Genomic DNA, 25,319 nt, shown 5'->3' with positions numbered 1-25,319 from the left:
AAATTTAAAAGCTGGTCGCCATGCCCACTTTATGCGTTTGCTCTCGACGGAAACGGATGCGGATCAATCGCAGGCGCTCATAATAAATATCCAATCCATCAGCAGCAGAAAACCCCTCTCCATAAACTTTATTTAACACCGGTTTTAGAAAGAGATCCCCGAGCTCCACATATGCATTCCATACCGCTTCTTGCTCATTCTGTGGCATATTTCCAAGCTCTACATGGATCAGCTTCTCAACGGAATAACCTTCTCTTTCTAGTTCCTCTACCACTTCAATCAGTTCACGCCGGTTCACTCCACTATTCACCTTAAGCTGTTCCAAACCCAATCCATTCTCGATCCCCTGCAGTAAAATCCGCCGTAAGCGCAGTCGTTCAAGCTGCTTCTTATATTTGACCTCTTTCTGTTTATAAAGCCAATTTACAAAAGACTCCTCTTCAATTACTTCTTGAACCCAATTTAGAGGAAAGGAATGCTCCCTTGCCGCCACAGTCGTTATAGCCAGCCAATCGGTCCCAAACTGTGCTACCTTACCTTCTCCTACACCTGGAATTTGTAACAGCTCCTCTGGCGTATGCGGTAGAAACGTGCTTAACAAGCGCAACAGACGATTACTGGCGAGAATATAGGGCGCCTTGCGTTCACTCGAAGCTTTTCCACGGCGCCAAGCACATAATTCCTCATAAATAACCTCATTCCCATGATGTTCGCTGTAATATTGAAGCTTCAGTTGCTCCTGATTCCGTCCAGTAAGACTATCCTCCTCGTGGAATATCCCATCGATTAAGGGTCGATAGCCATCTCCCATCTTCACCGCTAGCTCATGCCTGTATACACAGAGCATTTCATTCCAAGAACCACCTTCATACCATAAATTCTCGATGTAATTCTCCCCCCCTGAAAAATCGCGCCAGCCCAAACTCCAGATCCCCTCTTCCTCTCCAATCCACAGCTGGGCGTACATCTCTTGATCCACTCCAGATATTCTGGATAAACGGTTCATAAATACAATTTGCATATTCATCCCTACCTTTCTCAACTTACAGTAAGCACAATAACTACCCGGGCAGAGCCTCCTTCGGACCGAACAAATCCTTTCTCAAGTAGACCCCGAAACGCAAAAAAAGCACCTCTCTCACGATAAACGTGAAAGAGGTGCTTCCTCATTAAATGCTATACTGTTAGATCCTAGAATACCATATATTACCGAACAGTCAATGTCTTTTTATACTAGCTTCTAGCTAGAGCTAATGTAGCCAGTCCAATCGCTCCAGCAAGCCCAGCATTATCTCCAAGACCTGGTGACACAACATAATTATCAATGTCGACATTAAGCGATGGATGCTGTACATAACCGTTCAATAGCTCTTGCAGCTTGGTACGAATTAACGGAAATAAGTGGCTTTGCTTCATAACACCACCGCCCATGACGATTTTTTGCGGAGACAGAATCAGTACATAATTCATGAGTGCATGCGCAAGATAGTGCGCTTCCATCTCCCATGCCGGATGATCCACCGGAAGGTCGCCTGCCGGTTGTCCCCAGCGTTTGCCGATCCCCGGACCTGCGGCTAATCCTTCAAGACAATCGCCATGATATGGACAGTAACCTTCAAACGTATCTTCTGGATGTCTACGAACTAGAATATGTCCCATCTCAGGGTGAGACAATCCATGGACCATCTGGCCGCCAACAACCGCTCCTGCTCCAATGCCTGTCCCAACCGTAATATACAGACAGCTGTCCAGACCTTTAGCTGCTCCCCACTTACTCTCTGCAAGCGCCGCACCATTCACATCCGTGTCAAAGCCGATCGGAACGTTAAATTGCTCAGCCATGGTGCCTACCAGATTATATTGTCCCCAATGAGGTTTTGGTGTCGTTGTTATGTAACCATAAGTAGGGCTGTCCAGCACAGGATCAATGGGTCCAAAAGATCCGATTCCGAAAGCTTCTACATTCTTCTCTTTAAAATAATCTATTACTAGTCCCATCGTTTCTTCCGGTGTAGTTGTCGGAAAGCTAACTCGGTCAACAATGGTACCGTCCTCATAACCAATCCCACATACAAACTTTGTTCCTCCTGCTTCAATCGCTCCCAATAGCTTCACAGCAATGATCTCCCTTTCTCTAGTTAGAAGTAAATACAATACCCATACAAAAATGAATAATATCATTTAAAAAAGCAATCACCAGTCCTAATTATACGTCGAATGAAGCGCTATCACAACAAGTATAAACGCCTTCGGCATCCTTATAAGGACGATAAGCGTTTAAGCGAGAAATATAAGGATAATGTATAGCGTGAAACTTATTTGTCTTACAATTTAATAAAAACACCCTCCATGCAACTTTGCATGAGGGGTGTCTGTCCTTTAGTTATTCAAGTCATCGAACATGGAGCCTTTTACCGTAACCTCAATCTGATCCAGCGGCTTAATGCCGTTTAATTTGCCTAATGATTTGTAGGCATTGGTACTCTTGGACAGCTCCACATCTGCCAGCCAAGCCTTGACATAGTACTTACCGTCTGGCATTTCAGCTGTAGTATAGACAGGGAGTTTGTCTTTGTTAATCGTAATTGTTACTGTAGACTTCTCCGTGATCTTGTACATATGCTGATTCAAGCCTACATATTCACGGTATTTGAAATTGTTGAAGCTACCCAGTGTGCTAGACTGCGAGTAACCTTCCAGGATATTTTTCCAGAATTCATGGGTGCCTTTATCACTTTCTCTATCCTGTGAATATGGAATTTCTTCTACCTCTTTAGTAAAGCCTTTCTCAACCGTCAGCAATTTCTCATTATTCACACCCGTGTCATTCTCTACTGATAATGCTGCTGGCTTTCTCGCAAAGTTATTACCGTTTTTGCTGAGCGGCTCATTCCGCAGATTAACCGCAACCTTCTCCTTATTAATATACATAAGATCAGTTTCATAGCGGAATGAATTCGTAAGGTCTTCAACAAGCTCCTTATGATCCACGGTGTCTTTATCCGTGTCCTTAAACATCACTGTCTCCAGCGTAAAGGTATAGGTTCCAACTGGATTAAAATAATACCCCGATTTAATTGGATAATCATAGCCTTGCAGTTGTTTATCAGTTGCAAACACGGCAGTGTCGTAAGCAGATTTGTTGTTAAGCATTTTTTTTGCGGTATCTCTGGCCTTCTTATAAGCTTGAGCCATGCTATTCTCTACCTTCCAGCCGACATCTCCGCTTGCCTGTTGTGTAAAGATACGTTCGAATTTACCCTTAACCTTCGTCCAGTCCTGCAAGATCTTATTCTCATCTTCATGAGCCATCCAGCGAATTACATTATAGTTGTAAGGTTCACTTGTCCAGAGTAGCTTTCTGATTAACGAATCTGCTTCATTTTTGTCTATTGAATTCTTGTATAACTTCGGCGCGATTTGTTCGAGCCCATTATAAATATAGGTCCGAATGGTTTTGACGTCTTGCCCGGGTGTAAACGGAGCCGAGGTGCTGCCGCTCGTCGTATATGTTTTACAAGATTCAACGTCTTGGCCTGCCGCGTTCTTACTGGTGCTGCAAACCTCATAATCACGGGTATAATTTCTGCTTACAGTACCTTGGAAACTTATATTTCCTGACTTCTGATTAGGTGTGTACGGAGCTGGATTACTATACCATTTGCCATTAACCGGATCATCACCAAAATCAGGGCGCTGCAAGCTAGCAATGATGTCAGGTTTTCTCGCTATTGTACTGGCAGCATCATTCACAGCGGGATTGTTCTCCACTCGAAAATAGCGATAGATCGCATCCGTATTATTAGTAACTTCCAAAGCACCTGTAGCATTCCCACTCCAAGTGAAATTAGCATAGGGCGGCTGTAAAACAGCTTTTATAGCAGCGCCATCAGCTAAACCGAAGTTCACTTTTTTTGATAACACATTGTAATCCAGATCAAAAGAGCCTTTGGTCGTTGGCATCGCGGGGACCTTCTGAATCCATCCATAAAGCTCATTATTTTCGTACAAAACTTCCTTAGGTGACTTTTGACTGTTCAGATTAAATCGTATGTTCACATCCCCATCTGGCATAGTAAATGTCGCGTAAAGAATATTGTCCGCCGCATTAGCTGCAAGCTTAATTTCACCAGCCAACGTTGACGCATGGCCGTGGTATTTTACGGGAATTTCCTTCCCGTTACTCGTAATCTTCCAAGCAAAATCTGTTGTTTTCTGGGTAGCGAAACTGGATCTGAGTCTAATCCCAACAGTTACCTCTTGTCCCTCTAATGCGCCGGTTGGCATCGTTTCGAAATGAGGGGATAAGTCATTTACCTGCAAAATAAAAGGAGCGATAGGAATGCCTAAGTAAGTGATATTTCCGTTAGAACCCTCAATGTAGATACGACCCGATCCCCATGACAGATATGTAGGCGGTTGCAGGACATGTACATAATCTATCCAATGACCACCCTTAGACGGAGTCGCATCCCTTGTATACACAGGACTGCCTTTAAGTGTACTGTTTTGATTGTTATAGATGAATTCAGCGTATGTTTTTTCAGCGTAATCTCTATTTAATCCATCGATAATGGATTTTTCAAAAGTTCCATTAGAATCTTTTAGATATTCACTTTTCTTATTGCTATAATCATCGAAATTATTCTCTGTAATATTGTACAACTCTTTAACTTTTTCATTTTTCCATGGACGATGAACCATATTGAAATCTTGTATCTGCTTTCCACTCCAACCTGCATACCAGGGCGCGCCTTCCGCTGAGACATCCTCGCCATCTTTTGAATAACCAGAGAAGGCATGCATTTTACTATGTTCCAACCAGTAATGAGGCTCTCCGTAAACTATTTCATAATTATTACGGTTAGAATCAATACTTTTTTGAAGTAAATCTTTTCTTAGGTCCCTGCTACCTACTTTAACTGGGTAATAATCAGGCCAGCCATATATATTTTCCATATCATTATTAATATATTTTATAACTTCCTCTGGTGTTTTAGGTAAGCTCTCCAAAGGATCGTCTATCGCTTCCTCTGAGAAAACAAAAGTATTAATAGATTGAAATAATAATACGATTATCGCAAAAATACGCATAGATTTTTTCATATATTCACCTATCTCATAATATTTTCATATCTATTCATAAATCCTATTTCCTCCATATGGAAAGATGTACACTCCCCCACTCCTTAGATTGCACTATAACTTTAAAGTTTTTATCTGAGAATTCCTTTATTGGTAATACATCCACTCTTTCTCTTTTAGATCTTACATACTCCATAATAGAATCCACCACATTACTTTCAATCTTTTGTTTTAGAATTTCTTCTGCCTCATTAGCTGCTTGCACAGGATCAGCATCTTTAACTTCATATTGAACTGTGATTTGGAAAAGGTATTTACCCTCTGCTGGCTCAGAACTACCAAACACTGTGAGTTTAGAATTTGAAATATAGACAGGTTCCCTATTTGGTCCTAACTCAGTGTATGGAATTTTAAAACCTTCAACCGTTGCTACTTTTGGTTCACTTGAATTCCCTGTTTCTGGAGTACTCGTAGGAGGCTCATTCCCCGGAGTAGTAATATAAACCGTCTTCACGGCATCATCCCATTTCACGTTTACACCGAGCCCTTCATATACAAAACGAAGCGGGACAAACGTTCTTGATTGCTTAAACAGTGCAGCCGTATCCATTTGCTTCGTCGTTCCATTAAGCTCATAGCTCTTTTTCCCGATATAGACACCCATGGTTTTGCCTTCAAGCGAAATTGTCGCTTTTTTAGCCTTACTGTCCCATAACACCTCAGCTCCAAGAGCTTCACTTATAAAACGAACTGGAAGCTGAACTCTTTGCTGCGCATCAATAAAAGGCTGGGCATCTGGAAAAATCACCTTTTCTCCATTAACTACTACCCTCAATGGAAGACTTGCGGCTAACCCCGTAAAACTCGAAGAGAACAGGACAACCATAAATAATACAACCAGCGAACTCATTATTTTTTTCATATAACTGCTCCTCTCAATTTAGTTGGCTATTGCTTAGTTCAGACGCATTGTATTAGTACTTGCACGGGCAGCCGCAACAATCTTGGATTCGATGTCCCGATATTTTGTTATCGTGTATTTTAGGCCTGCGGTTTTGCTATGAATTGCTGTTGTTACAAGATTTTTTTGTGTCCTAACTTCATTGCTTATACGCTGCAACTCTCTTAATTGGGCTTGCACATAAGATTCACTATAAGCTCTGCCCACATTAGAACTTACTCCAGAAGCTATAGACAATATCCTTTCGACGATTTCAGCAATGCTCTCCTCCTTACGCACCAGGCTTTTCTGCAGACTCTCCAGTTTATCCATATTCGCCAAAATCTTGGCTCCTTGTATGACACTGGCGGATGCAACTGCAATTTTCGTTATAGTTTTTGTAATGGTCGATTTAACTTTGCTGATTGCTGAATCTTTAATCGTACGAGCGCCAGCGATAAATTCATCCTTGGTTTTCTTGATTTTAGCTTTTACACTTTGGAATATATCTCCCATTTTCTTCATCGCTTTGTCTTTTACACCGATCCAATATTCCTTCTGGGCTTTTACATATTGAATAGTGTTATCCACAAACCGGTTGAAGCCATCTTTCATTTTTGTCATAACATCAGAGACTGCTTGTTTTACCTTTTGTGAAAACTCCGCAATTCTTTCACCGATTAGATTAGTGACTCGGACAGCTTCTGTAACCATATTCGTTACAAATTCAACACTTTGATTATAAAAGGAAACCACTCTCTCCTTGATGTCTTCCACCTTTTGCTTAATCCAGGGAATGACACTGTCAATGACAAAACCGATTATATAAAGCGCAATCAATGCTTTTATAGTACCAACGAGTACAGCTAACGCTGTAGTAATCGCCGCAGTAACAACTGCAACAGGCCCAACAGTCGCCAGTAATACTCCAACTACCGTTATTCCTGCAATCGCTAATGGCCGTAAATCCACTTCCCCATCCAGTACTTTGAACACCCCTTCAACCAAACTCTCCTTCAGAAAATCAGGGATGACCTCCAAACCAACCGTAATATTATGCACGAGGTTAGGAACTAAACCCCGTGTCTGGGAATCCGAAAGTAGAAAGGTGTTGTTTCCATTGGTCTTCAGTGAGAGTAAGGAGTGATGAGCCAGTACGTCATCCCGTTCAGATTCAGTATCTATATAAATACCTGCCGAGGGATTTAGGAATAAGGCCGGTACGATGTCATATTTATTCCTGAACTCTTTGATTTGCCCTTTTTCATTCATTTCATCAATATTCGATTTGAACTTGTCTAGTACATCTCCATTAAATCCCGGAGCATTAAAGGTTGAAGCCGAAATGAGGTGTTTACGCAGATCCTCCGACAGAATAAAGGAAGAATATAAAGCCAGGTTGCCTCCTAGCGAATGCCCGGTCAAATATAAATCATAACTGCCGTCGGTCTTAAAGCTTTTCATATACTCTCTCGCTTCCGTTTGCTGCATAGCTTCAATGGAGTACGCCGTTGTCCCGTTATTTTTCCAGTCATTGCGGTAAAGTGGGTTTTCCATAGGTTCACTACCCCGGAACGCAGCTACCTTTTCTCCGTTAAGGGTATCCACTGTAAATGCAACAAAGCCTGATTCCTCTTTTTTATTATGAGAGACGATATTGGAAATCTCCCAATTCTTATATGGAGGTTTATTCATCTGCTCTATGAGAACAATCCACTGGTCGTATTCTTTAACTCCGTTAAGATCGTTGGGAAAGCGCTCTTTTAATTGCCGCTGACCTTCGGGTGTAGAGTAGAAACTGAGAACTTCGCCGAGAGTGATTTTGTCGTTCTTACGTGTATATATTTTCCCAAGGTCTTTATTATCTAATATATCTAAATAAACAATCTGGGAGATTTGCTTTAACTCAATCTCTGAAAGAATATCAGGATCAGCCATTACAATCCCCCTCTTTGTTCAAAGCTTTCTATTCTTTTCTCTTTCCATATTTCATAATACTCTTCTATTTCTTCTCGGGATTCTTCAATCTCCCCATCTGCCCCTAAACTGTAACCAACCATCGTTACAATGTTAACTATTCCTGTTTCCTTCGTTTCATCACTATAATAAAGATCCACATCTGATTCTGTCTTTTTGATGTCATCCAAGCGACTATGAGCATCAGGAGTGAGGTAAGCTATAGTAATTAGACTACTGACATATTTGTTTTCCTCTAACCTTTTCACAAATGCTAACTGGGCTTCAATTTCTTTATCACGATCCTCGTTTCCTTTATTATCCATATAGTTATCACAATTTAAATATACTGTTACAACCTGCGTATTCGTTGGATATAACTTCAGAAATTGCTCATAGGATATCTTGGTATCGCTATGTTCGGGATAAACTAGACCTGTTTCGTTGGCGACGATAACCTTACTGTCAGGCCAAATACTAGCAGCCATTTCTTGAATGTGTGGTTCCTCATTTCTGGCAACTACTTGGTTTAAGTACTTGTCATAGACCTTTTTCAGATCCTTCGTAATTTCAACAGGAAATCTTAGCGTTTCATCTTTTTTTGGATAAACCATCGCCTTCAACGTATTGTTGTTCATCGTTCCCCAGCCGCCGCCTATACCGTCAAGGACAAATTCCTCTCCATACTTTTCATGTAAGGAGCTCAAAATTTTCTTTGCCGCTTTCTCATCTTTGGACTCAGATCCACAACCCATAAAGCTAAACATTGATACTAACAACATCAGAGTCAACACCTTCCTTGTACAAATCTTGTTCATGCAGCTTCACTCCTTTGTGATGACGATCCAGTTCACGCTAGAATTCAAAATCCAGCTTCAATTCCGGGAATTTGAACATTTGATTCATGTAAGTTTCAACCACCTTATCGAGGTGTCCTGTCATTTGGTTAGATAGCTTCTCCATACATTCCATGATAGCGTCCGTCAATTTATCGAGCCACTCTTCAATATGATCCATCAATTGATCCCCTATCGGACTGCAAATCAGAAGAATGGATAAGACAGCCTGTGTAATTTCATTTAACTCCTCCGCCACTTCCGCTGCCTCAAGCATGGCTGCCTCAGATAATTGCTCGAACTTCGCATGAATATCGTCAAAGAGAAAGGATTCCGGAATATTATTCATTTCGGTTCTCCACACACTGAACTTTTCATCCACCATTCGCTCATATTTGTGAGCAATTTCAGTCAGTGCACCTCGTACTTTTCCAACATCCAGTTGATCTATTAAGGTAAAGATCACATACCCCAAATGATCTGATGCACGTTCGGTTAGTCCGACGGTATCCCCAAATCCACTCATAACAGCATCAAAAACAGGCGTATGGTCTTCCGTTAAGGTATTAATCCTGGACAACATAGCATAGGCATTCCCTTTTTCACCTGTAATCACATTCCCCTGGGAATCAAAGGTATACCGCTGCCAAAGAGAATCAGGAATTAAGAAATCCGTTCCCTCTATACCCGATCTAGCAAATACAATCTCTTCGTTATGTTTACCTAATGCAGATACAAGACTGTTATAGGCCACAATATTCTTAACTTGAACCTTCCCACTTTGCTCCGTGGTCAAAAGGTTTGCGATTCCCAGAGCATCGAATACTACACCACCGACCCCCTCATTAACCGATGCTGCATAAAGGGCTAAAGCTCCGCCCATGGAATAACCTGTAACCTGGCAATTGCCCTCTCCTTTGTTCTTCAGTACAAATCTTGAAGCTTCCTCCGGCATGCTACTTTGGCCGCTTAGCAGAGACTGAAGATCAGCTAGCCAATCCGCGCCTTTATATGTAAAGATAATTAATCTATCGTTATACTCATCTTTATAGGCATAGGCTGTTGCACCTGCAAAAGCCAATTTATCTGTTAGTTCGAGACCATCTGCTGCTTCTAGAACGGTTGCCAGCGTTATGTATTGTTGTTCGGTCAGCTTCATTTTCAGATCCCCCCAAATAAAAATCACTTCATCATTCCTTAAAATCATACTAACAAGGCAGATGATTCAAAGATCTGCCTTGTTATGTACAACCCGCATTATTTTCCGCGCAGTTTACTTGCCATTTCTTGCTCAGCTTGTTGCTTGATGTTAGCAATTTGTGTTAGGTTCTTGCTGATATTCTCTACACAGAGAACCAGCTCTTTAAAACTAGGCATAAGTCCGTCGAATTGTTGTACAAAAGCAGTCTGTGATTCTCCTTGCCACCAACCGCTAACGGCATGGATTTCAGTTTGCAATTGTTTGATAAGTGTATCTGCATTGCTTGCTTTAGTCTTGATTGACTTAGCTACACCAAGTGCCTGATCTGGATTAAATGTAAGATTGTTTCCCGCCACATTATTCACCTCCTTTCAAAGCAGTTCTACCTCAACACCCTGTCACTACTTTTGGCTTTGCCTTTGTTTTTCCAATTGCTTTTGCTTCAGCGCCTCTTGCGCCGCTTTCTCTGCCAACCTTCGCTTTTCTTCTCTCTCTTGTTCGGCACGGGTCACTTCTGAAGCCACTCTTTGGACTCCACTTTCGAGCCTATCCAGCGTTCTGAGCAAGGTCTTAATCTCATGATCCAACTCGTTGTATTCACTTTGAAATGCCTTAGAAGCTGTACCGGTCCAATAGCTGGCTGATTGTGTATAATCACTTTGCAGCTTTTTTGAAGCACTGTTCACTTCATTAGTTAAACTATGGATCTGTGAAGCGTTTCCCCTGATTTCTGATGGACTAACTGACACTGGCTGCACCTCCATCCTAGACTCCTATGCCTGCAGCAACTTGATTCTCCTTACTCCATACAGCGCATCTTAATCCGGTGTATTTATTCTTCACAATGAGATAGCCATCGCCTTGCTCCCCATCCTTCTCCTGGGTTCCATAAGGTAAGGACACATTGAACAGATTTTGTTCTTTAATTCTACCTAGCAAGATCCCGGCCTGTTCTTCCCTTATCGTCTTGCCCAAAGAATCCCAATTAGAGGTAAGATCACTTGTGTTATCTGCCGCTAGAACAGCCACCTTCATACCGCGTTCTTGCTTCACAACTCGCTCAATCAGCTCTTGCAGCATGTACATGTCTCCGCTTGTAAATTCACTTAGACGATCAATGACGAAGATCATCTGCTTCCACTGCTTCATCAATGCGCCAACGTCACCACCGGACATTCTGCAAGAGAGAAGCTCACTGCGTCTGGTTTCCAGTTGTTCCTTTATCCCTTCAATGAAATCATCCAGATCATCCACATTCGATAGATCCGTTACGTATGGCTGCTGCATCAGCTCGTAAATTCCCATAGCGGAGGAATCCAACGCATACACCTCAAGATCCTGTTTATCACTCAGCAGCTTCATCCACGAGACTAGCAAAGTGCTTTTGCCTGACATCGCTTCTCCAGCTACCATCAGTACCGGCGTAGCAAGAAGATCTATAAAGACGGGTAGTAAATCATTGTTAGCCAAGCCTATAGCCAGTTGCTCTGTATCATTATTGAGCTGCCATAGGTCAATTGTAGAAGGCATCACTGGAATTGGAGTGGCACCACTTAGATGCAAGGCCTCCATTCTCTCCAAGATAAGCTCAGTAGCGGTATGTTGATAATCAGGAAGCGATGTCTGAAATTCCAAAGGCGGTTTGCCTCGTACTAGCCCTCTGCCTGGAACCTTTGCTGGCTCCAACCCTTCCGTTCGTCCCACAATACCGTCATATTCACTCTTCTCGGTCATCTGGAAGCTAATCGCCATCTTGAAGTTGACCGAAAATTTATATCTGACCAATGCACTGTTGGTTGCTGTGGCGACCATATAAATACCGTATTTAAAGCCTTCACGAGCCAGCAGCACCATTTGTGCATCAAAATCTTCGTAGGTCTCCGATAAAGCGAAGTAGTTGTCGACCATGACTACAAATGATGGCAATTTCCGACCACTTCTACGGTAATCGCTGAATCCTTCACTGCCCGTATTTTCAAACAACGTTCTTCGTTCCTCCATAACCCTGAACACAAAACGTATAAATTGATCAATCTTATCTTCTTGCTCCAGTGTCATTACACCGCCGACATGAGGGAGTTTCTCCGTAGCTTTAAGCGAGCTCCCCCCAAAATCCATAATATAGATATTGACCTCATCCGGCGGATACATCAGGGCCATGGAAATACATAACGTTTTGAGGAACACGGTTTTGCCCGTACCCGGCGTTCCATAGACAAACAGATTGCCTTCAGATGCAAAATCTATCTCCAGCGCTTCCTGTCTCTGTCCTCTTGGATCATCCATGATCCCCACGGGCACACTGAGCAGCTTCTGCTGCTGCGGCCATCTACCCTCCGCAAAGCTATTCGTAAGCAAGGAATCAAGGTAAACTACTTCAGGCAGCGGCGGTAGCCAAGGCCCTTTTATTGGAGAAATCCCATATTGCTTGGCAGTCTCCGTAATGTATTCAACCATGGCATGCAACTGGGAGGCCGACTCATTTTTGGCTATTTTCTCTTCCTCCAGCGGAAAGATCTGCTCGCTTCTACCATTCAGGGCTATCTTATAGATTCGTTTCGGCTTGTTCTCCTGTTTCTGCAGTTCGCCTTTCGGATCATAATCAGCACCGGAATAAGCAGACTGGAACAACTCAAAGATCTCATCATTCCCTACTTGTATATAGGCCCGTCCCGGTTCCTTAATCATGGCCGCATCAGGACGCTTAATAACATCCCTACTATCAGCTTCATCCTGCACTTTAAGACATATTTTAAATTTCGAGTTACTCCAAATCTGATCATCCACTACGCCGGCAGGCTTCTGTGTAGCAAGGATCAAATGAACGCCAAGGCTTCGACCTACCCGGGCCGTACTTACAAGCTCTTTCATGAAATCCGGTTGATCCTGCTTCAGCTCCGCGAACTCATCCGCAATCATAATTAGATGAGGGATGGCTGGCATGTCACCTTTTACATTTTTGCTATAAAATAATTTTTGGTATTTATCAATATTGTTCACGCCATATTCCGAGAAGACACGTTGCCTCCGCATGAGCTCACTTTTGATAGATAGCAGAGCTCTCGTCGTTTGATTCCCATCCAGATTCGTAATGGTACCGACTAGATGAGGCATTCCCTTGAATACATCTGCCATGCCTCCCCCTTTGTAATCGATAAGTACAAAAGCAATATCATGGGGGTGGTAATGAATCGCTTGGGATACGATGATACTTTGCAGTAATTCACTTTTTCCAGAGCCTGTGGTCCCGGCTACTAGACCATGGGGTCCGAACCCAGCCTCATGCATATCCAGATGTAAAGCTTCTCCACCAGCCCTTATCCCTATAGGTACGCTCATACCCATATAAGTTTTGTTACGTGTCCAGTTCAACATCACATTTACTTCAGATACCTTTTCGTTCTTCAGCATTTCCATCAGTGTGATGGAGGACGGTAACGAGAAGTTAGCGTTTGCATTCTTAATCCGCAGCGGCGCAAGCTTTCTCGCCACCAGATCCAAGTCTTTAATGTCTGCCTGGTCCGGTGTAAACACAATCTTCTCTCCGGTTAATCGATTGGCCATTTCACCGCTTTTTCCATTTAAATGAATAACGGTTTTACAGTTCATGGGCAAATAAGCGGAATTCTTGGCGATAAAAAGGGTTGATACCCCAAGCTGTGCACTGCCGTTATATAAATATTTACTGATTAGCTCACTCTCGAGCAAGGAAGCATCTTCAACAATAAAGAGATAATGCGGCAAAACCCCACCACCCAAAGGCCTCATCTCTCTCTCCTTCAAAGCGCCATAAATCTCGGACAAAGTCTGATGGGCAATGGCTTTACCACATAAAAGAAATCTGATATTAAAACCGTCATCCCATAGGTGGGGTACAAATTTTAGCCAATCCCATTTATCCAGCTCATCCTCTGCGGCAAGAACAATAATCCTGACATCGTCATAACCATGATGAGTCACTAGCTGTAGAAGCATTAGCTTTATAAGGTCGGCTGTCTTATTACTCTCCCCGGCAATCCCGCATATTTCAGAGCTCACTAGATTAACCGTTATGGGAACGTTCGAGACCTTCTCGAATTCCATAGCCAATCTTTGCGGCTCCATCAAGAGCGGGTCCGTTTCAAGAATAATCGCCTGTTTGGTGTATTTGATCTGCAGCTCGAGCGGTGCACCGCCTACCCCGATTCGCAGAGCCAAAAAATCATTATGAGACGGTGTTTTTTCCCACAGCTTGTTATCTCTACGCAAAATTCTCTGCACACATTCCGCTGGCTCCGGGCTCATTTCATTCATGGCTTTTACCTGCTGTTCGCGAGCGATTGATAATTCACTGCGCACATCGGTAATAAACTGAAGGTATTTCTCTTCTCGTTCTTTCTTTTTCCGTTTATATTTTCTGATCTGCGTTGTCGCCCCTGTAAGAGAGCCGATTAGAGTCATCACGGTAGTCGCAACTGAGATTAGTAAATAGATGGACTGTGAAGTCATTGCAATTAATACGGTAATAATCAACATCACGATAGGTGGGAGTAATATTCCAAACCAAGAGATTTCTGGCTTCTCGTTAATCATGGGTGGATTAGGAACATCAATTTCTCCCCTAGGCATATCCGGCAAGAAACGGGGCTGACGGCTGAATTCATCACTCATGGCTGTACCTTCCTGTGTAGGTTATTGTCTGGGCTTCTCCCCCAAATAGAGAGAGTCGATACCATTCACGACCGTTGCAAAAATAAAGATCATTCTCCAAAACATGCAAATAATCAGCGCTCATTCCACATATCCGAATACTTCCCCCATGCACTGGGTCTATTCGATAAATACTGTTGCCGTTTAGCCGGTTAGTACAATAAATATATCTGCCATCTGTGCTGATACTAGCGACATCTATACCATTCATAACTGTTGTGTCGTTAGTTTTAAGATCGAGTAGCGTCAAGCAATGTCTATTCTTCTTGTCCGCACATGCGAGAATGTCTCCAACCATAATCAGCCCAGTCGTTACCATGCCGCTTATCGATTCTCTCTGCCCTCCGGACTCAGTACTTCGGATGATTCCCCGTGGCGTTGCACAATAAAGTAAACCTTCATACAAAAGAAAGCTATCTACATGCTCATCAATCAGGCTTGTATTACGTTTGCTGTTAGTTGTATAGCAGTACAATCGATGATCTTCCTCATGAATGTAATACAAGCAATCTTCGTGACGCAGCAGCTGATAACAGGGTTTATCAAGTAATAGTTCTTCCTTCTGTTGTTCGATATCCAGCTTACAGAGTGCATTTCCCTTTAACTGATCACTGTAATAAAGGAAGTTGCCGGCTTCGTTCATGAACCAGAACAGCCCTTCATAGTGAGTTGGCGCTGCATGAGGATGATCCAAATCAACGAAGTAAGTGCCTGTATAGTTCTTGATATCCGTAATAAGCAGTGATTCTCCAGCTTTCATGACTAATCCACCGCTTAACAGGTTGCCATTCATTTTATCGCTCCTTCTCAGATGAGTGTGAGCAGTGCGCCATGGGCTACACCTTCTTGATCCAAAGTCTTGCTATTATTCAGAATTCTCCCGAGCGGTTCTGCCTGAAGTCTAACATTACCGTTCATCTTTACGTGAAGTGAAGAAGCGAACATAACCAATAGTTCCTCTATAGTCACAAACATCGGAACCTTCAGGTCTATCCTTTGAGCAATACCGGTCTGCAAAGTTACCATGATATAGTCCATTCCGATTGTTCCTTTCATTAATTCTTGACGGAGAGAAGGTATGTTCTTTCACTGATCAGCTTATAATCGACATCTTCCCCCGCTGCTTCGGCCAGCTTTAAATATTGTGTTTTAAATTTATAAGTGGATTCGGCCTTGATTTCTACTTTCGTCACCAGTTGTTCTGTTTCGTAATTGGTAACCGAGGAGAAATTTAAAGTGACCTGAAAATCGTTGTATTTGCTGTCATTCGATTTAAATTCAAGTGTATCGCCGTCACTGGTCAGTAATGTTAAGTCCATGGCACTCTCGAAGGCATCCGAGAAATATTCTTTGAACTTCTCTTCATCTATTTCCGCATCTAATCCGCGTAGCGACTCATACTCCAGACTTCGATCCTTTGCCACCCTACATGCGTTATTAATCGCTGTGCTTAGTACCACATTTTCTTTAAACACAAGGGCCATTTCTACCAAAGGCTCAATAATAACCGAAAGAAAAATAACCAACATTATTCCTATAGCAATATTCTTCACCGTCAGTCATTCCTATCAATTCTAATAGTAGTCTAGATCTTTATAATGCTTCAGACCCGTGGTCGTCATGGAGAATCTGACAGGCATCTCACGCTCCACTGGCTTCCCCCACAGGGTGATTGAAAAAGGATATACCGCTTTGATCTCTACTTGAAGAGACTTCCCTCTCTGTCGGTAAGGTTTATCCGCTTCCGGCATCTCATAATAATCGGTTGCATCATCTCCCCCACGGGCATCCTCTTTGTCCTCATTCAGAACTGTAATTTTAATATCATCTGCCTTGTCGCGGAAAATCGGACGTTTCTGCAATCTATCCAGTGCATCCTCATAATCAGAATTCTTCAAATAATTATCACCAGCTACGATCTGTGAGACATTATAGGTTTCAACAACTAGCGTCAAGTACCATGGGAAGAAGAACGCCAGATTCATAAACACCAGAATCATTGCCGTTGTGACAATAGTGATTAGGATTGCTTTTGCTATACTTTGCATCTCATGACTCTGGGAGATCAAAAACATCCTTTATTTTACCAAAAACAGCATCCCAAACATCTCCAACCCAATCAGCTAGAGTACTCCCACTGCTCAAAGAAGTAACTACAACTCCAATCAGAATAATAACACCGACTGTCATCGCAATTTGCTTAATGCCCACTTCACCTTTTTCATCAGCCCAAAACCCCTTGAATTTTTTTTCAATAGTCTCTTTCATCCTAATCTCTCCCTAGAAATAATTTCGAATTATTGAAACAGCTTCATAGAACTCAAAATGGTAAACAAATAATAGATAACGATGTAAATAGCCAGAACAATAATAAGTACTAACTGAATTCTTGCACTGCTGCGCTCCCTGCTCTCAAGTTCCTCTTCCAGTGCCCTGATTCTGAAACCATCCAATTCATTCTTGAGATAAGCCATCTGAGACACATTGTCATACCCCTTTAGTCTGGTTTCCATAATGTCGCAGAATTTGATGATGTAGTGCATCGGGATACGTTTCTTCAACTGTTTGAAGGCAAACTCTTCTCCATAATCGATGTTGTCCAGCATTACGCCAAGCTCTTCCGCAATATCCGGATTCGCATTTGGGATATAATCCTTGAGTACATCGGCAAAATGTATATTGACCGACTTTACATACTGGTAATAAACCATGCTGTAAAAAGCCGGGAAATCCAACGAGATATTTTTATTCTTCTTCTCAATGACCTTTTCAAGCTCCACGACCGGATACAACCATCCCAGCATGATGAAGATGGCAGAAGCGCAGCCTAGCAGAATATTTACCTTTAGAAAGAATAAAGTAACTAGGATCGCACCCAGCGTGAACATATATTGCTCAGTACGTATTTCCTCAGGTGTTTTTTGAAGATCTAATCTGTCTATTATTTTTTTGAATCTTAGCCTTTCAGCACTTCCCAGCAGGCCTTTGACATATTTCCTAGCAATTCTTCGTTTATATTGATTGAATTTTTCTTGGAAAATGGCATTTTTACGCTGTTTTATGTATTGACGTGCACGTTTTTTCTGTTTTCTGCTTACAGGCTTAAAGAAGGGATACAAGAGGACTTTAATCAAGTAAAGAATGGACAACATAGCGATGAGCTTCATCAGAAATATCATTTGCGCCTACCTCCGGTACCCACGCTCCCTTGAAGCACCTGACTTCGTGCAAAACTCAAGCAGATCACACTAATTAACAGCGTATTAATCAATTTCCCGGCATTGCTCATTAGCATGAATTGTCTGAAATCCTTCACCGTCAATGCATATAAGAAAAACAGCACAATAATTCCAGTTTTAAACATAAAGTCGCGATTCATCTTTCTGAAGATTCGTTCCTTTTTGGTGTTGATTTCACGAAGCACCGCATTTTCATCCACGATATCGAGAAAAATATCTGCCATTCCTCTTCTTTCGTTGTATTCAAAGACGACTGCTTTTTTGGTGAAATTATCAAATTTAGGTCCAAGCTGTCTGTTCAATAGCGTAATTGCTTGCCGAAAGGAGTAACCGTTATTATCACAATTATCTATAAACTGCTGGAAATACGGCCTAAGATTAGCGCTGATATATTCATCGTTCTCCATTACTTTTTTGATGGCTACAAGGACCCCTTCCCGGGCTAACGGGCAAATGATATCCTCGGCATCCATAATATTCTCAAGTCGTTCCGCCTGTATGGCTCTAGACTGCATCACAAAAAAAGTAAGCAATCCTACAAAGATCGAAATGGTGATTACAACCGAAAGCGTAATACTCTCCATAACAAGAACGACAAGCAGCGCTATAATAGCGAAACAAATGCAGAGCATAGAGGTAAAGCTTTCTAATGTAAAAGGCATATTAAAATCAAGAATTAGCCCTTCTACTAAGCGATTGTATTTCGCATAAATATTCTCCTTCTGCCTGACGATTCTCTCTTTCTTGATACGGTCCACATATCGCTTCGTATTGTATTTGCCTAAATACTCTGCGAGGGTATCAATGACATCGAGAATATATCTTAATGAGCCTTGGAAGAATCTCACTTCAAAAATAGCATTAATAAGCACAAATCCTGCCGTTCCCAAAAGAAGACTAATGATTAAAGTTGTATTCATCGAATTCGTACACCTCTGTTTCATCCTCCGTAGGATCCTTAGTAAAAAATTCAAATCTGCTCTTCTTTATTCCGGCCTTCAGCATAAGCTGCTGCACCTTCGCGGATATTTTCCCTACCCGCAAATGTCTTCCAACAATCTTGACGACCTTCTTGCCATCCACCATCTCTTCAATAACATCATCACAATCGAACCTGTAAATTTGATTAATCAGCGGATTCAGATCTTCCGACCCCAGAACTTCCGATATGGAGGTAACCTTACGGGTGCCATCCGCTAGCTTCTCTTGGAAAATCACGAATTTTACCGCACTGCATATATTTCGAAGTGCAAGTTCCGCAGGTTCGCTAGATGCCATAAGATACGCGGTTAAAAACCGATAAATCGCTTCCTTGTCTCCTTCAGCATGGAGTGTAGAGAAAAAATAATGACCTGTTTGGGCTGCTCGGAGTGCCGTAGCGAATTCACCGGGTGTCCGAAGTTCCCCTGGCCCTATCCAGTGTGGTGACTGCCTCATAGCGTTAATAAGCAAATTCTCCATCGTCGCCGGGCTTGAATCATCATCATCAGGTACAGATTCATACTGAAGGACGTCATTCAATACTCTACCGTGTTCACTACCGTCTTCTCGTTGAATCAATCGCATCTCTGAAGGATTCTCGATCGTTATAATTCTGGAAAGAGGATTGATCTCCTTAACCAAAATTTCATTAAGTGTTGTTTTCCCACTTCCTGTAGGTCCCACCGTGATCCACGATAAGTCTGACTTTGGGATCAATGACAACAATTTATACATGTTAGAAGAGAATGATTTATTCTCGATCAGCATTTTCGGAACAATACTTTTCTTACTGAACTTTCGAATTACAAAAGCAGGCTGATCGTAAGGTGATATATCTGCATGCGTTGCGTTTACCCGATACCCTTCAATCGTTCTGGCATTAACCATGGGAATTTTAGGGATTAAGCGTACCTTAGACACGCCAATAAGTTTGGAGATGATTCTTTCCATATGATCACGATCTGTGAAATGCTGATCCCACTGTATGCTTCTGCCGCCGCTTTCCACAAAGATTTGATCTGGACCATTCGCTCTAATCTCATCAATGGATGGATCCTCCATCGCTTTGGTAATCGGACCATAATGCGTGATTTCATTCGTAAGCGCGTTCTTCAACTGGGTTAAATCATGATATCCTTCGACAGATGGCTTCTGAGCGTCTACAAATTCATTGATATATGCTTTCGTCATTTCACGTTTACGGGCAGGGTCATTCTCGCGCCTGTAAGCATGTGTGGTTATTTTGGTAATATACTTTTGGCACAATTCCAAAGCCTCTTCAAAGCTGATCGTCGTATACTTATTGGTCAATTCCTCCATACTTTCCTTGGGACCCACCTGATGTAGTACTTTTTGCTGCATATCACTTATTTTCCCGCGTGTCAGCAATTTACTCTCCCCTTTACTGATCCGCCAACTGATCCGCCAGTTTTTGAATCTCTTTTTTGAAATATTTGTTGATTAGGGGGTTATCCTTTATGTACAGCCTTCCCTCATGTGCACGAACCACCGCATCCTTCACTAGCGGTAATACGGTCACGATATTAAAGCCCATATCCTTCATCACCTTATAATCAAATTCAATATTCTGAAAATTCATAAGGACTACACTAGTGAATTTCGCTGTACTGACTCCCACTGATTTGGCGTAGTCCAGCAGCTTTACCATATTGATTGTGGCTTCCATTCGCTCTGTTGCTGTAAAAAAGCCGATATGGCAATATTTCATGGCTCCGAGACAGAATTCGTGCGGTGGATTGTTGGGAATATCGATCAGTACGATATCAAACATTTGCTTAAGTGTAGTAATGACGCGCTCTAAATTCTCAAACTCAAAATCAAAGTATTCTTCCATTAAGTCTTGCGGGCTCGGAGATAAAAGAAACAGTTTATCGTATTTGGTCTGCTGTAATTCATCCCTGAAATCCACCTTATCGCTTTTCAAAACCTTGATTAGACCATTCCCCTTCTTCTGTGTAGGCACATCCAGAAATTGATATAAGTTCGGATAGAATACTTTCAAATCAACTACACAGGTATTCAACCCCTTTTGTGAAATAAGATAAGCTAAGTTACTGATAAGCATCGCATTATCAACACCATCGCAAGCGGGAATAAATCCAACTACACTATAAATTAGGTTGTTCTCTTGAAGCTCTGCACCGACAAGATCTTTGGATGATATTTTCTGAAAAATACTATCGAGCCCTAATCCTCTTCGCTTATCCACGATTCCACCTCATTCTCCAACGTGGGTAATTGATCAATGATGACATCACTATCTTTTCTGCTCAGAATTGTAATTAAAAATGAATTCCCGTTTAACCCTTTATACTTGGCATAGTTATTAATTTGTTCGCTGGTTCCTTCTAGAAGCAAAGCTTTAGGTTGAATGTTCTTCAAAAAATCTTTACTTTTCATAACATCCTGTTTCTTCTGTGAATTCAGCTTTTGAACCTCTTTATAAACCTCATAAATGGAATGACTGCTAGAGTTGAGCATATCCTTTACAATAATGCTATCGAACAACACTTCTGTCTTTTTGATCGTATTAGTTGACTCTGAATAAATAGTGTTAGGGTTACTACCCACTGCACTTTTCTCGTCAACCTCATAAGAAACCCGGATACGAACGCGGTCACCAGGCATTAGGATATCGCCCCCTACCTCAAGGAAATTGTAAGGGAGTGTCAACACCTCATTCTCTTCGTTAACCTGATACAGCCATTCATTTTGTTTAGGTTTCTCATCGATTAATTGATCTTTATAAAGCACGCTGTTTCCTCGAATATAATAGGCGGTAAGCTTTCCCTTTACAGAATCCAAATCCTCAGATAACAGCATATCTTCTGTGTATTCTTTTTTGATGATCTGGTATTTCTCAACCGTATTGTCTGAGATCATAACGAAGGCAGGAATGCCCTCATTCGATTTCACTCGCAACACTTCAACGACATCATTGGCATCCTTACTAGCCTTTGTCATAACCATATAAGAGATTACAATGATCAATATGCTAAAGAGCAATGCTGCGACTCGTTTGAACATATGTCTGTTCGGAGTCTTACTCTTAATCCCGCTCAAATCCATTTAACTTACTCCCTCCAGTAATCGTAGAAGTATGTTTCCGTAGGTCCTTTCATGGTCTGTGCCCGTGTATACAAGCGGTACGTCACTTTCGATTTGCGAATCAAAATCATTGTTATACGAGACATAACCTGCTACTTTCATTTCATATGTAAAACTTTCTAGTAAACCCGATGCCATAATCTCGCTTACTCTGTCTGGTGTGAATATATCTCCTTGAAACCGTGATCTATCATTGTATTTGGTAACGATTACCTTTGATTTCGCGTTCAAATAAGCCGCTTTCTCCTTATCAAGGGTACCTTCAACGTTCTTTAACGTACTCAAAACAGAGTAGAGATTATTAGGGATGCACATACCAAAGCTATCAATATGAATCATTACATCACTAAACTTTTCCAATAAATGAAGTGGCATATCCAATAATATTAAATTGAACTTATTTCTCAGTAAGGATACAAGACCGACTAGCTTCGAACTATTATAAAATTGCTCTATCAGCCTCGGATCAGTGAAGCTGTAGCCAAGCCCTGCCATCCAAAGATTGTCTTTCACATGAAAAGCTGTTGTCATATAATCCTGCGGCCTAGCCAGTGTTCGAATTAATGAAGCGTTAATCCCTTCATCCCTTTTAGAACGTTCGTGAAAGCTGCTGAAGTACATGTTGGTGCTGCGATATTCGATATCCATATCTAGAACCAAAACACTTAATCCCCGTTTGCTAGCTTCACTCGCCACGTTGATTGTTGTACTCGTTATTCCGCAACCTCTGTGGCCAGTGATCGCAACAATTCGGCTAATCCCTCGACTGACCTTATCCAGCTCTTTTGTAAGATTATCCGTAGCCTGAAATTCAGGTAGGGACTTGGGTTTTGGTTTAAACCGATCCAGAAATGATCCTTTTTTCTCCGTACTACTTTTATTCCCCTTATTCTCCAGGCTTCTAGCGGTTTCTACACTGCTTTTACTGTCGGATAAATGCTCCACAGCCTCACGGAAAACAGCGGGTGGTATTCGTATGTATTCGCAAATCTTAATTTGGAGATTCGAGTATCTATTGATTGCACTCTCTAGCTCCGCCTCTTGTTTAAAGTTCCTCGTGACAACCAAAATCTTTACATCTAACCTTCGATTAGCTATCAGCCAATTTACAAGATCGTTTAAGTCATTCTTGTTTTGCTCAGTTCTCACTGACAAAGCCTCATCTGTTATCAATATGCTGTCTACAATTGGATTAGTATCCTCCAAATAATGCAGTACCTCACTTAGTGTTAAATCTGTGTCATTTACGATATCTATGGTCCGCTTAAAGTAGTTGACTACTATTTTTTGAAATTTGTGCGTGACCAAAAGAACCTTCATCTCATCACCTACTGCAATTTTATTCTTTTATGCTATCATAGTAATATTTTTACAACAGTGCATAAATAACCAATTTATTTACTATATTTGATCTATAATTTCTCCATTCTTCTATTTAACATAAGGAAAAATTAAACAAATATGTTCATTAAGAAACATTAAAATGTATTTTCGATAAACAAAGACATTTTATTACAATATATGATAAATAATCACCTATAAAAAAAGCAGGCCAAGGATGATAACCTTGACCTGCCATTATGTTTATTCACATTTTTATCAGAAGAGAACTCTTCTTTCCTTAACCCAAATCGCCTAACTCAATCTGGACAATTCCCCGCTCGTCCTGCACCTCAGCAATCAAATGCATCAAGCTGCCGAACTCTAGCTCCTGAAATTTGCGCGCGGCTGTTTCCCGTTGAAGCTGCCACAAGGCTTCCGTCAACTCGCAGACCACCGGTACATCGCAACGGATTTCAGCTAGCTCTCTCGATAAATGCAGCATATCCAAATCTGCTTCAATTTTGGTACGCACACCCTTAGGAAGCAGATGCAGATTCTCAATTACACCTTCAACTGTGCCGTATTCGGTCAGCAGCTTCAGTGCAGTCTTCTCACCAATCCCTTTTACTCCAGGATAGTTGTCACTGGTATCTCCCATGAAGCCCTTCAGGTCAATCACCTGTCTAGGAGTAAGACCCTTTTCCTCCAGCAGCTCTGCAAGATCATACACTTTATAGTTAGAGCGGCCCTTTTTCATAATTACGACCTTAACGTTCTCATCAATGAGCTGAAGCATATCATGGTCACCCGTCAAAATATATACCTCAGAATTTTCACTGTAACAAGAAGCCAGTGTACCAATGCAATCATCCGCCTCATAGCCTGCAAGACCAATATTCGGAACGCCTAGCTCAGCTACTACATCTTTTACGAGATCAAACTGCGGAATCAGCTCTAACGGCGCTTCAATCCGATTCGATTTGTACCCATCGTATTTCTCGGTGCGGAACGTTCCTTTGCCCATATCCCAGCAGCATACGACATGAGAAGGCTCAAATGTACTTACCGCATCGAAAAAATACTGTAAAAAACCATACACTGCATTCGTCGGTAATCCAGCTTTTGTCTTGCGAATATATCCTCCATAAGAGGTCGCATAAAAGGCCCGGAACAGCAGAGCCATTCCATCTACAAGCATTACACGGCCCTTTGTTTCTGCTCTCATGTATAAACCTCTCCTTTAATCGTTCTATTCATATTACGCATTTGTCCAAGCTATTGCACAAAGAGTATTCTATCAGAAAAAGCCTGATCTGATAAGGGATCATAAAGTTACACATATGGGAGCTTATTCATATCTCTTAAAATAACATAAAAGACCATGGCTCTCAAAATGAGAATCATGGTCTTTTGTTGTTTAATTAAAGACAATTATTCCATAGGGAGCATACGGTCGAGAATGGGGACATCCCTTTACGGGATTATGCCTTGGAGGTATTGGTCCAAGCTTCAGCATATTGATCTTCTTTAAATCCTACTGTAACTTTAACTCCATCGGTGACAATCGGACGTTTATTCAGCATACCATGGCTAGCAAGCAGCTCTAGCTTCTCCTGCTCACTAAGCTGTGCCATTTTGTCCTTAAGACCTAATGCTTTATAGACTTCACCGCTTGTATTAAAAAACTTTTTCAGTTCAAGACCGCTATTGGCCAGCAATTCACGTAATTCTTCAACTGTAGGTGGCTGTTCTGCGATATGCTGAAGCTCCAGCTCATGACCTTGAGCTTGTAGCCATTTCACCGCGCTGCGGCAGGTGCTGCATTTAGGATATTGATATACTTTTAGTTTGCTCATGTTGTTCTCCTTTAATTGTCGGCTAATAATTCGTAACTACGGGGAATGTTCGGACTTCCCCTTCATTACTTCATAGCCTGAGTA

23 protein-coding genes are annotated in these 25,319 nt (G+C 41.7%); all 23 read right to left on the bottom strand.

Going from position 1 to position 25,319, the window contains the following annotated elements; translation table 11 throughout:
• Positions 1-4 precede the first annotated feature (4 nt).
• The 23 genes from R50345_RS08280 to R50345_RS08170 all read right to left on the bottom strand — a co-directional run bounded on the left by R50345_RS08280 (position 5) and on the right by R50345_RS08170 (position 25,235).
• Positions 5-1,021 carry an HRDC domain-containing protein gene (locus R50345_RS08280; RefSeq protein ID WP_042131984.1) on the bottom strand — a complete coding sequence of 339 codons (1,017 nt, stop codon included), beginning with the start codon at positions 1,019-1,021 and terminating at the stop codon, positions 5-7.
• A gap of 212 nt (positions 1,022-1,233) precedes the next feature.
• Positions 1,234-2,115 (bottom strand): ROK family protein, encoded by an 882-nt coding sequence (locus R50345_RS08275; RefSeq protein WP_042125636.1) that lies wholly within the window; start codon positions 2,113-2,115, stop codon positions 1,234-1,236.
• A 264-nt stretch (positions 2,116-2,379) separates the two neighbouring features.
• The gene (locus tag R50345_RS08270) at positions 2,380-5,106 is read right to left on the bottom strand and encodes a hypothetical protein (RefSeq protein ID WP_052414525.1); all 2,727 of its coding nucleotides are present in this window, start codon (positions 5,104-5,106) and stop codon (positions 2,380-2,382) included.
• A gap of 43 nt (positions 5,107-5,149) precedes the next feature.
• Positions 5,150-6,007: a copper amine oxidase N-terminal domain-containing protein gene (locus tag R50345_RS08265; protein WP_052414524.1), complete on the bottom strand. Its 858-nt coding sequence runs from the start codon at positions 6,005-6,007 to the stop codon at positions 5,150-5,152.
• A gap of 33 nt (positions 6,008-6,040) precedes the next feature.
• Positions 6,041-7,963: an Mbeg1-like protein gene (locus R50345_RS08260; protein WP_042125634.1), complete on the bottom strand. Its 1,923-nt coding sequence runs from the start codon at positions 7,961-7,963 to the stop codon at positions 6,041-6,043.
• A complete protein-coding gene (locus R50345_RS08255) occupies positions 7,963-8,748 on the bottom strand; it encodes a hypothetical protein (protein ID WP_156114752.1) in 786 nt (261 codons plus the stop codon). Before R50345_RS08255 ends, R50345_RS08260 begins: the two co-directional genes overlap by 1 nt.
• Positions 8,749-8,836: 88 nt before the next feature.
• A complete protein-coding gene (locus R50345_RS08250) occupies positions 8,837-9,976 on the bottom strand; it encodes an alpha/beta hydrolase family protein (protein WP_042125629.1) in 1,140 nt (379 codons plus the stop codon).
• 98 nt (positions 9,977-10,074) lie between these two features.
• On the bottom strand, positions 10,075-10,374 hold the full coding sequence (locus R50345_RS08245) for a WXG100 family type VII secretion target (protein ID WP_042125627.1): 300 nt from the start codon (positions 10,372-10,374) through the stop codon (positions 10,075-10,077).
• A 45-nt stretch (positions 10,375-10,419) separates the two neighbouring features.
• Complete coding sequence (locus R50345_RS08240; RefSeq protein ID WP_197069760.1) at positions 10,420-10,767, bottom strand: WXG100 family type VII secretion target; 348 nt, start codon at positions 10,765-10,767, stop codon at positions 10,420-10,422.
• Between the two features lie 16 nt (positions 10,768-10,783).
• On the bottom strand, positions 10,784-14,668 hold the full coding sequence (gene essC / locus R50345_RS08235) for a type VII secretion protein EssC (protein WP_052414523.1): 3,885 nt from the start codon (positions 14,666-14,668) through the stop codon (positions 10,784-10,786).
• The gene (locus R50345_RS08230; protein ID WP_042125624.1) at positions 14,661-15,500 is read right to left on the bottom strand and encodes a DUF5050 domain-containing protein; all 840 of its coding nucleotides are present in this window, start codon (positions 15,498-15,500) and stop codon (positions 14,661-14,663) included. The genes essC and R50345_RS08230 overlap by 8 nt, the downstream gene beginning before the upstream one ends.
• A gap of 14 nt (positions 15,501-15,514) precedes the next feature.
• Complete coding sequence (locus tag R50345_RS08225) at positions 15,515-15,763, bottom strand: EsaB/YukD family protein (protein WP_156114750.1); 249 nt, start codon at positions 15,761-15,763, stop codon at positions 15,515-15,517.
• Positions 15,763-16,236, bottom strand: a complete 474-nt coding sequence (locus R50345_RS08220; RefSeq protein WP_156114749.1) for a hypothetical protein — start codon at positions 16,234-16,236, stop codon at positions 15,763-15,765. Before R50345_RS08220 ends, R50345_RS08225 begins: the two co-directional genes overlap by 1 nt.
• Before the next feature lie 45 nt (positions 16,237-16,281).
• Positions 16,282-16,755, bottom strand: a complete 474-nt coding sequence (locus R50345_RS08215; RefSeq protein WP_042125619.1) for a hypothetical protein — start codon at positions 16,753-16,755, stop codon at positions 16,282-16,284.
• A gap of 1 nt (position 16,756) precedes the next feature.
• Positions 16,757-16,975: a hypothetical protein gene (locus R50345_RS08210; RefSeq protein WP_042125617.1), complete on the bottom strand. Its 219-nt coding sequence runs from the start codon at positions 16,973-16,975 to the stop codon at positions 16,757-16,759.
• Between the two features lie 29 nt (positions 16,976-17,004).
• Entirely contained in the window at positions 17,005-17,886 is an 882-nt protein-coding gene (locus R50345_RS08205; protein ID WP_042125615.1) for a hypothetical protein, read from the bottom strand.
• Complete coding sequence (locus R50345_RS08200) at positions 17,883-18,866, bottom strand: hypothetical protein (RefSeq protein ID WP_042125613.1); 984 nt, start codon at positions 18,864-18,866, stop codon at positions 17,883-17,885. Before R50345_RS08200 ends, R50345_RS08205 begins: the two co-directional genes overlap by 4 nt.
• The gene (locus R50345_RS08195) at positions 18,844-20,316 is read right to left on the bottom strand and encodes a TadA family conjugal transfer-associated ATPase (protein WP_042125611.1); all 1,473 of its coding nucleotides are present in this window, start codon (positions 20,314-20,316) and stop codon (positions 18,844-18,846) included. The genes R50345_RS08200 and R50345_RS08195 overlap by 23 nt, the downstream gene beginning before the upstream one ends.
• 13 nt (positions 20,317-20,329) lie before the next feature.
• Positions 20,330-21,157 (bottom strand): CpaE/TadZ family protein, encoded by an 828-nt coding sequence (locus tag R50345_RS08190; protein WP_042125609.1) that lies wholly within the window; start codon positions 21,155-21,157, stop codon positions 20,330-20,332.
• Positions 21,136-22,017 (bottom strand): hypothetical protein, encoded by an 882-nt coding sequence (locus tag R50345_RS08185; RefSeq protein ID WP_042125607.1) that lies wholly within the window; start codon positions 22,015-22,017, stop codon positions 21,136-21,138. The genes R50345_RS08190 and R50345_RS08185 overlap by 22 nt, the downstream gene beginning before the upstream one ends.
• Positions 22,018-23,376 (bottom strand): CpaE/TadZ family protein, encoded by a 1,359-nt coding sequence (locus R50345_RS08180; RefSeq protein ID WP_042125605.1) that lies wholly within the window; start codon positions 23,374-23,376, stop codon positions 22,018-22,020. It lies immediately after the preceding gene.
• A 301-nt stretch (positions 23,377-23,677) separates the two neighbouring features.
• Positions 23,678-24,604 (bottom strand): 5'-3' exonuclease, encoded by a 927-nt coding sequence (locus R50345_RS08175; protein WP_042125603.1) that lies wholly within the window; start codon positions 24,602-24,604, stop codon positions 23,678-23,680.
• A gap of 256 nt (positions 24,605-24,860) precedes the next feature.
• A complete protein-coding gene (locus R50345_RS08170) occupies positions 24,861-25,235 on the bottom strand; it encodes an arsenate reductase family protein (protein WP_042125601.1) in 375 nt (124 codons plus the stop codon).
• Between the last annotated feature and the right edge of the window lie 84 nt (positions 25,236-25,319).

Source organism: Paenibacillus sp. FSL R5-0345, assembly GCF_000758585.1.
Lineage (GTDB): Bacteria > Bacillota > Bacilli > Paenibacillales > Paenibacillaceae > Paenibacillus_AQ.
The sequence above is the reverse complement of the archived record's forward strand: the minus strand, read 5'-3'. Positions and strand labels throughout refer to the sequence as shown.

Bases quoted from the DNA above. Each gene is read 5' to 3' on its own strand.
- R50345_RS08225 (WP_156114750.1), bottom strand. From the start codon at position 15,763: ATGAAAGGAACAATCGGAATGGACTATATCATGGTAACTTTGCAGACC.
- R50345_RS08215 (WP_042125619.1), bottom strand. From the start codon at position 16,755: ATGCAAAGTATAGCAAAAGCAATCCTAATCACTATTGTCACAACGGCA.
- R50345_RS08170 (WP_042125601.1), bottom strand. From the start codon at position 25,235: ATGAGCAAACTAAAAGTATATCAATATCCTAAATGCAGCACCTGCCGC.
- R50345_RS08265 (WP_052414524.1), bottom strand. From the start codon at position 6,007: ATGAAAAAAATAATGAGTTCGCTGGTTGTATTATTTATGGTTGTCCTG.
- R50345_RS08220 (WP_156114749.1), bottom strand. From the start codon at position 16,236: ATGTTGGTTATTTTTCTTTCGGTTATTATTGAGCCTTTGGTAGAAATG.
- R50345_RS08280 (WP_042131984.1), bottom strand. From the start codon at position 1,021: ATGCAAATTGTATTTATGAACCGTTTATCCAGAATATCTGGAGTGGAT.
- R50345_RS08260 (WP_042125634.1), bottom strand. From the start codon at position 7,963: ATGGCTGATCCTGATATTCTTTCAGAGATTGAGTTAAAGCAAATCTCC.
- essC (WP_052414523.1), bottom strand. From the start codon at position 14,668: ATGAGTGATGAATTCAGCCGTCAGCCCCGTTTCTTGCCGGATATGCCT.
- R50345_RS08175 (WP_042125603.1), bottom strand. From the start codon at position 24,604: ATGAGAGCAGAAACAAAGGGCCGTGTAATGCTTGTAGATGGAATGGCT.
- R50345_RS08205 (WP_042125615.1), bottom strand. From the start codon at position 17,886: ATGATATTTCTGATGAAGCTCATCGCTATGTTGTCCATTCTTTACTTG.
- R50345_RS08250 (WP_042125629.1), bottom strand. From the start codon at position 9,976: ATGAAGCTGACCGAACAACAATACATAACGCTGGCAACCGTTCTAGAA.
- R50345_RS08185 (WP_042125607.1), bottom strand. From the start codon at position 22,017: ATGGATTTGAGCGGGATTAAGAGTAAGACTCCGAACAGACATATGTTC.
- R50345_RS08230 (WP_042125624.1), bottom strand. From the start codon at position 15,500: ATGAATGGCAACCTGTTAAGCGGTGGATTAGTCATGAAAGCTGGAGAA.
- R50345_RS08200 (WP_042125613.1), bottom strand. From the start codon at position 18,866: ATGAATACAACTTTAATCATTAGTCTTCTTTTGGGAACGGCAGGATTT.
- R50345_RS08180 (WP_042125605.1), bottom strand. From the start codon at position 23,376: ATGAAGGTTCTTTTGGTCACGCACAAATTTCAAAAAATAGTAGTCAAC.
- R50345_RS08270 (WP_052414525.1), bottom strand. From the start codon at position 5,106: ATGAAAAAATCTATGCGTATTTTTGCGATAATCGTATTATTATTTCAA.
- R50345_RS08210 (WP_042125617.1), bottom strand. From the start codon at position 16,975: ATGAAAGAGACTATTGAAAAAAAATTCAAGGGGTTTTGGGCTGATGAA.
- R50345_RS08255 (WP_156114752.1), bottom strand. From the start codon at position 8,748: ATGTTTAGCTTTATGGGTTGTGGATCTGAGTCCAAAGATGAGAAAGCG.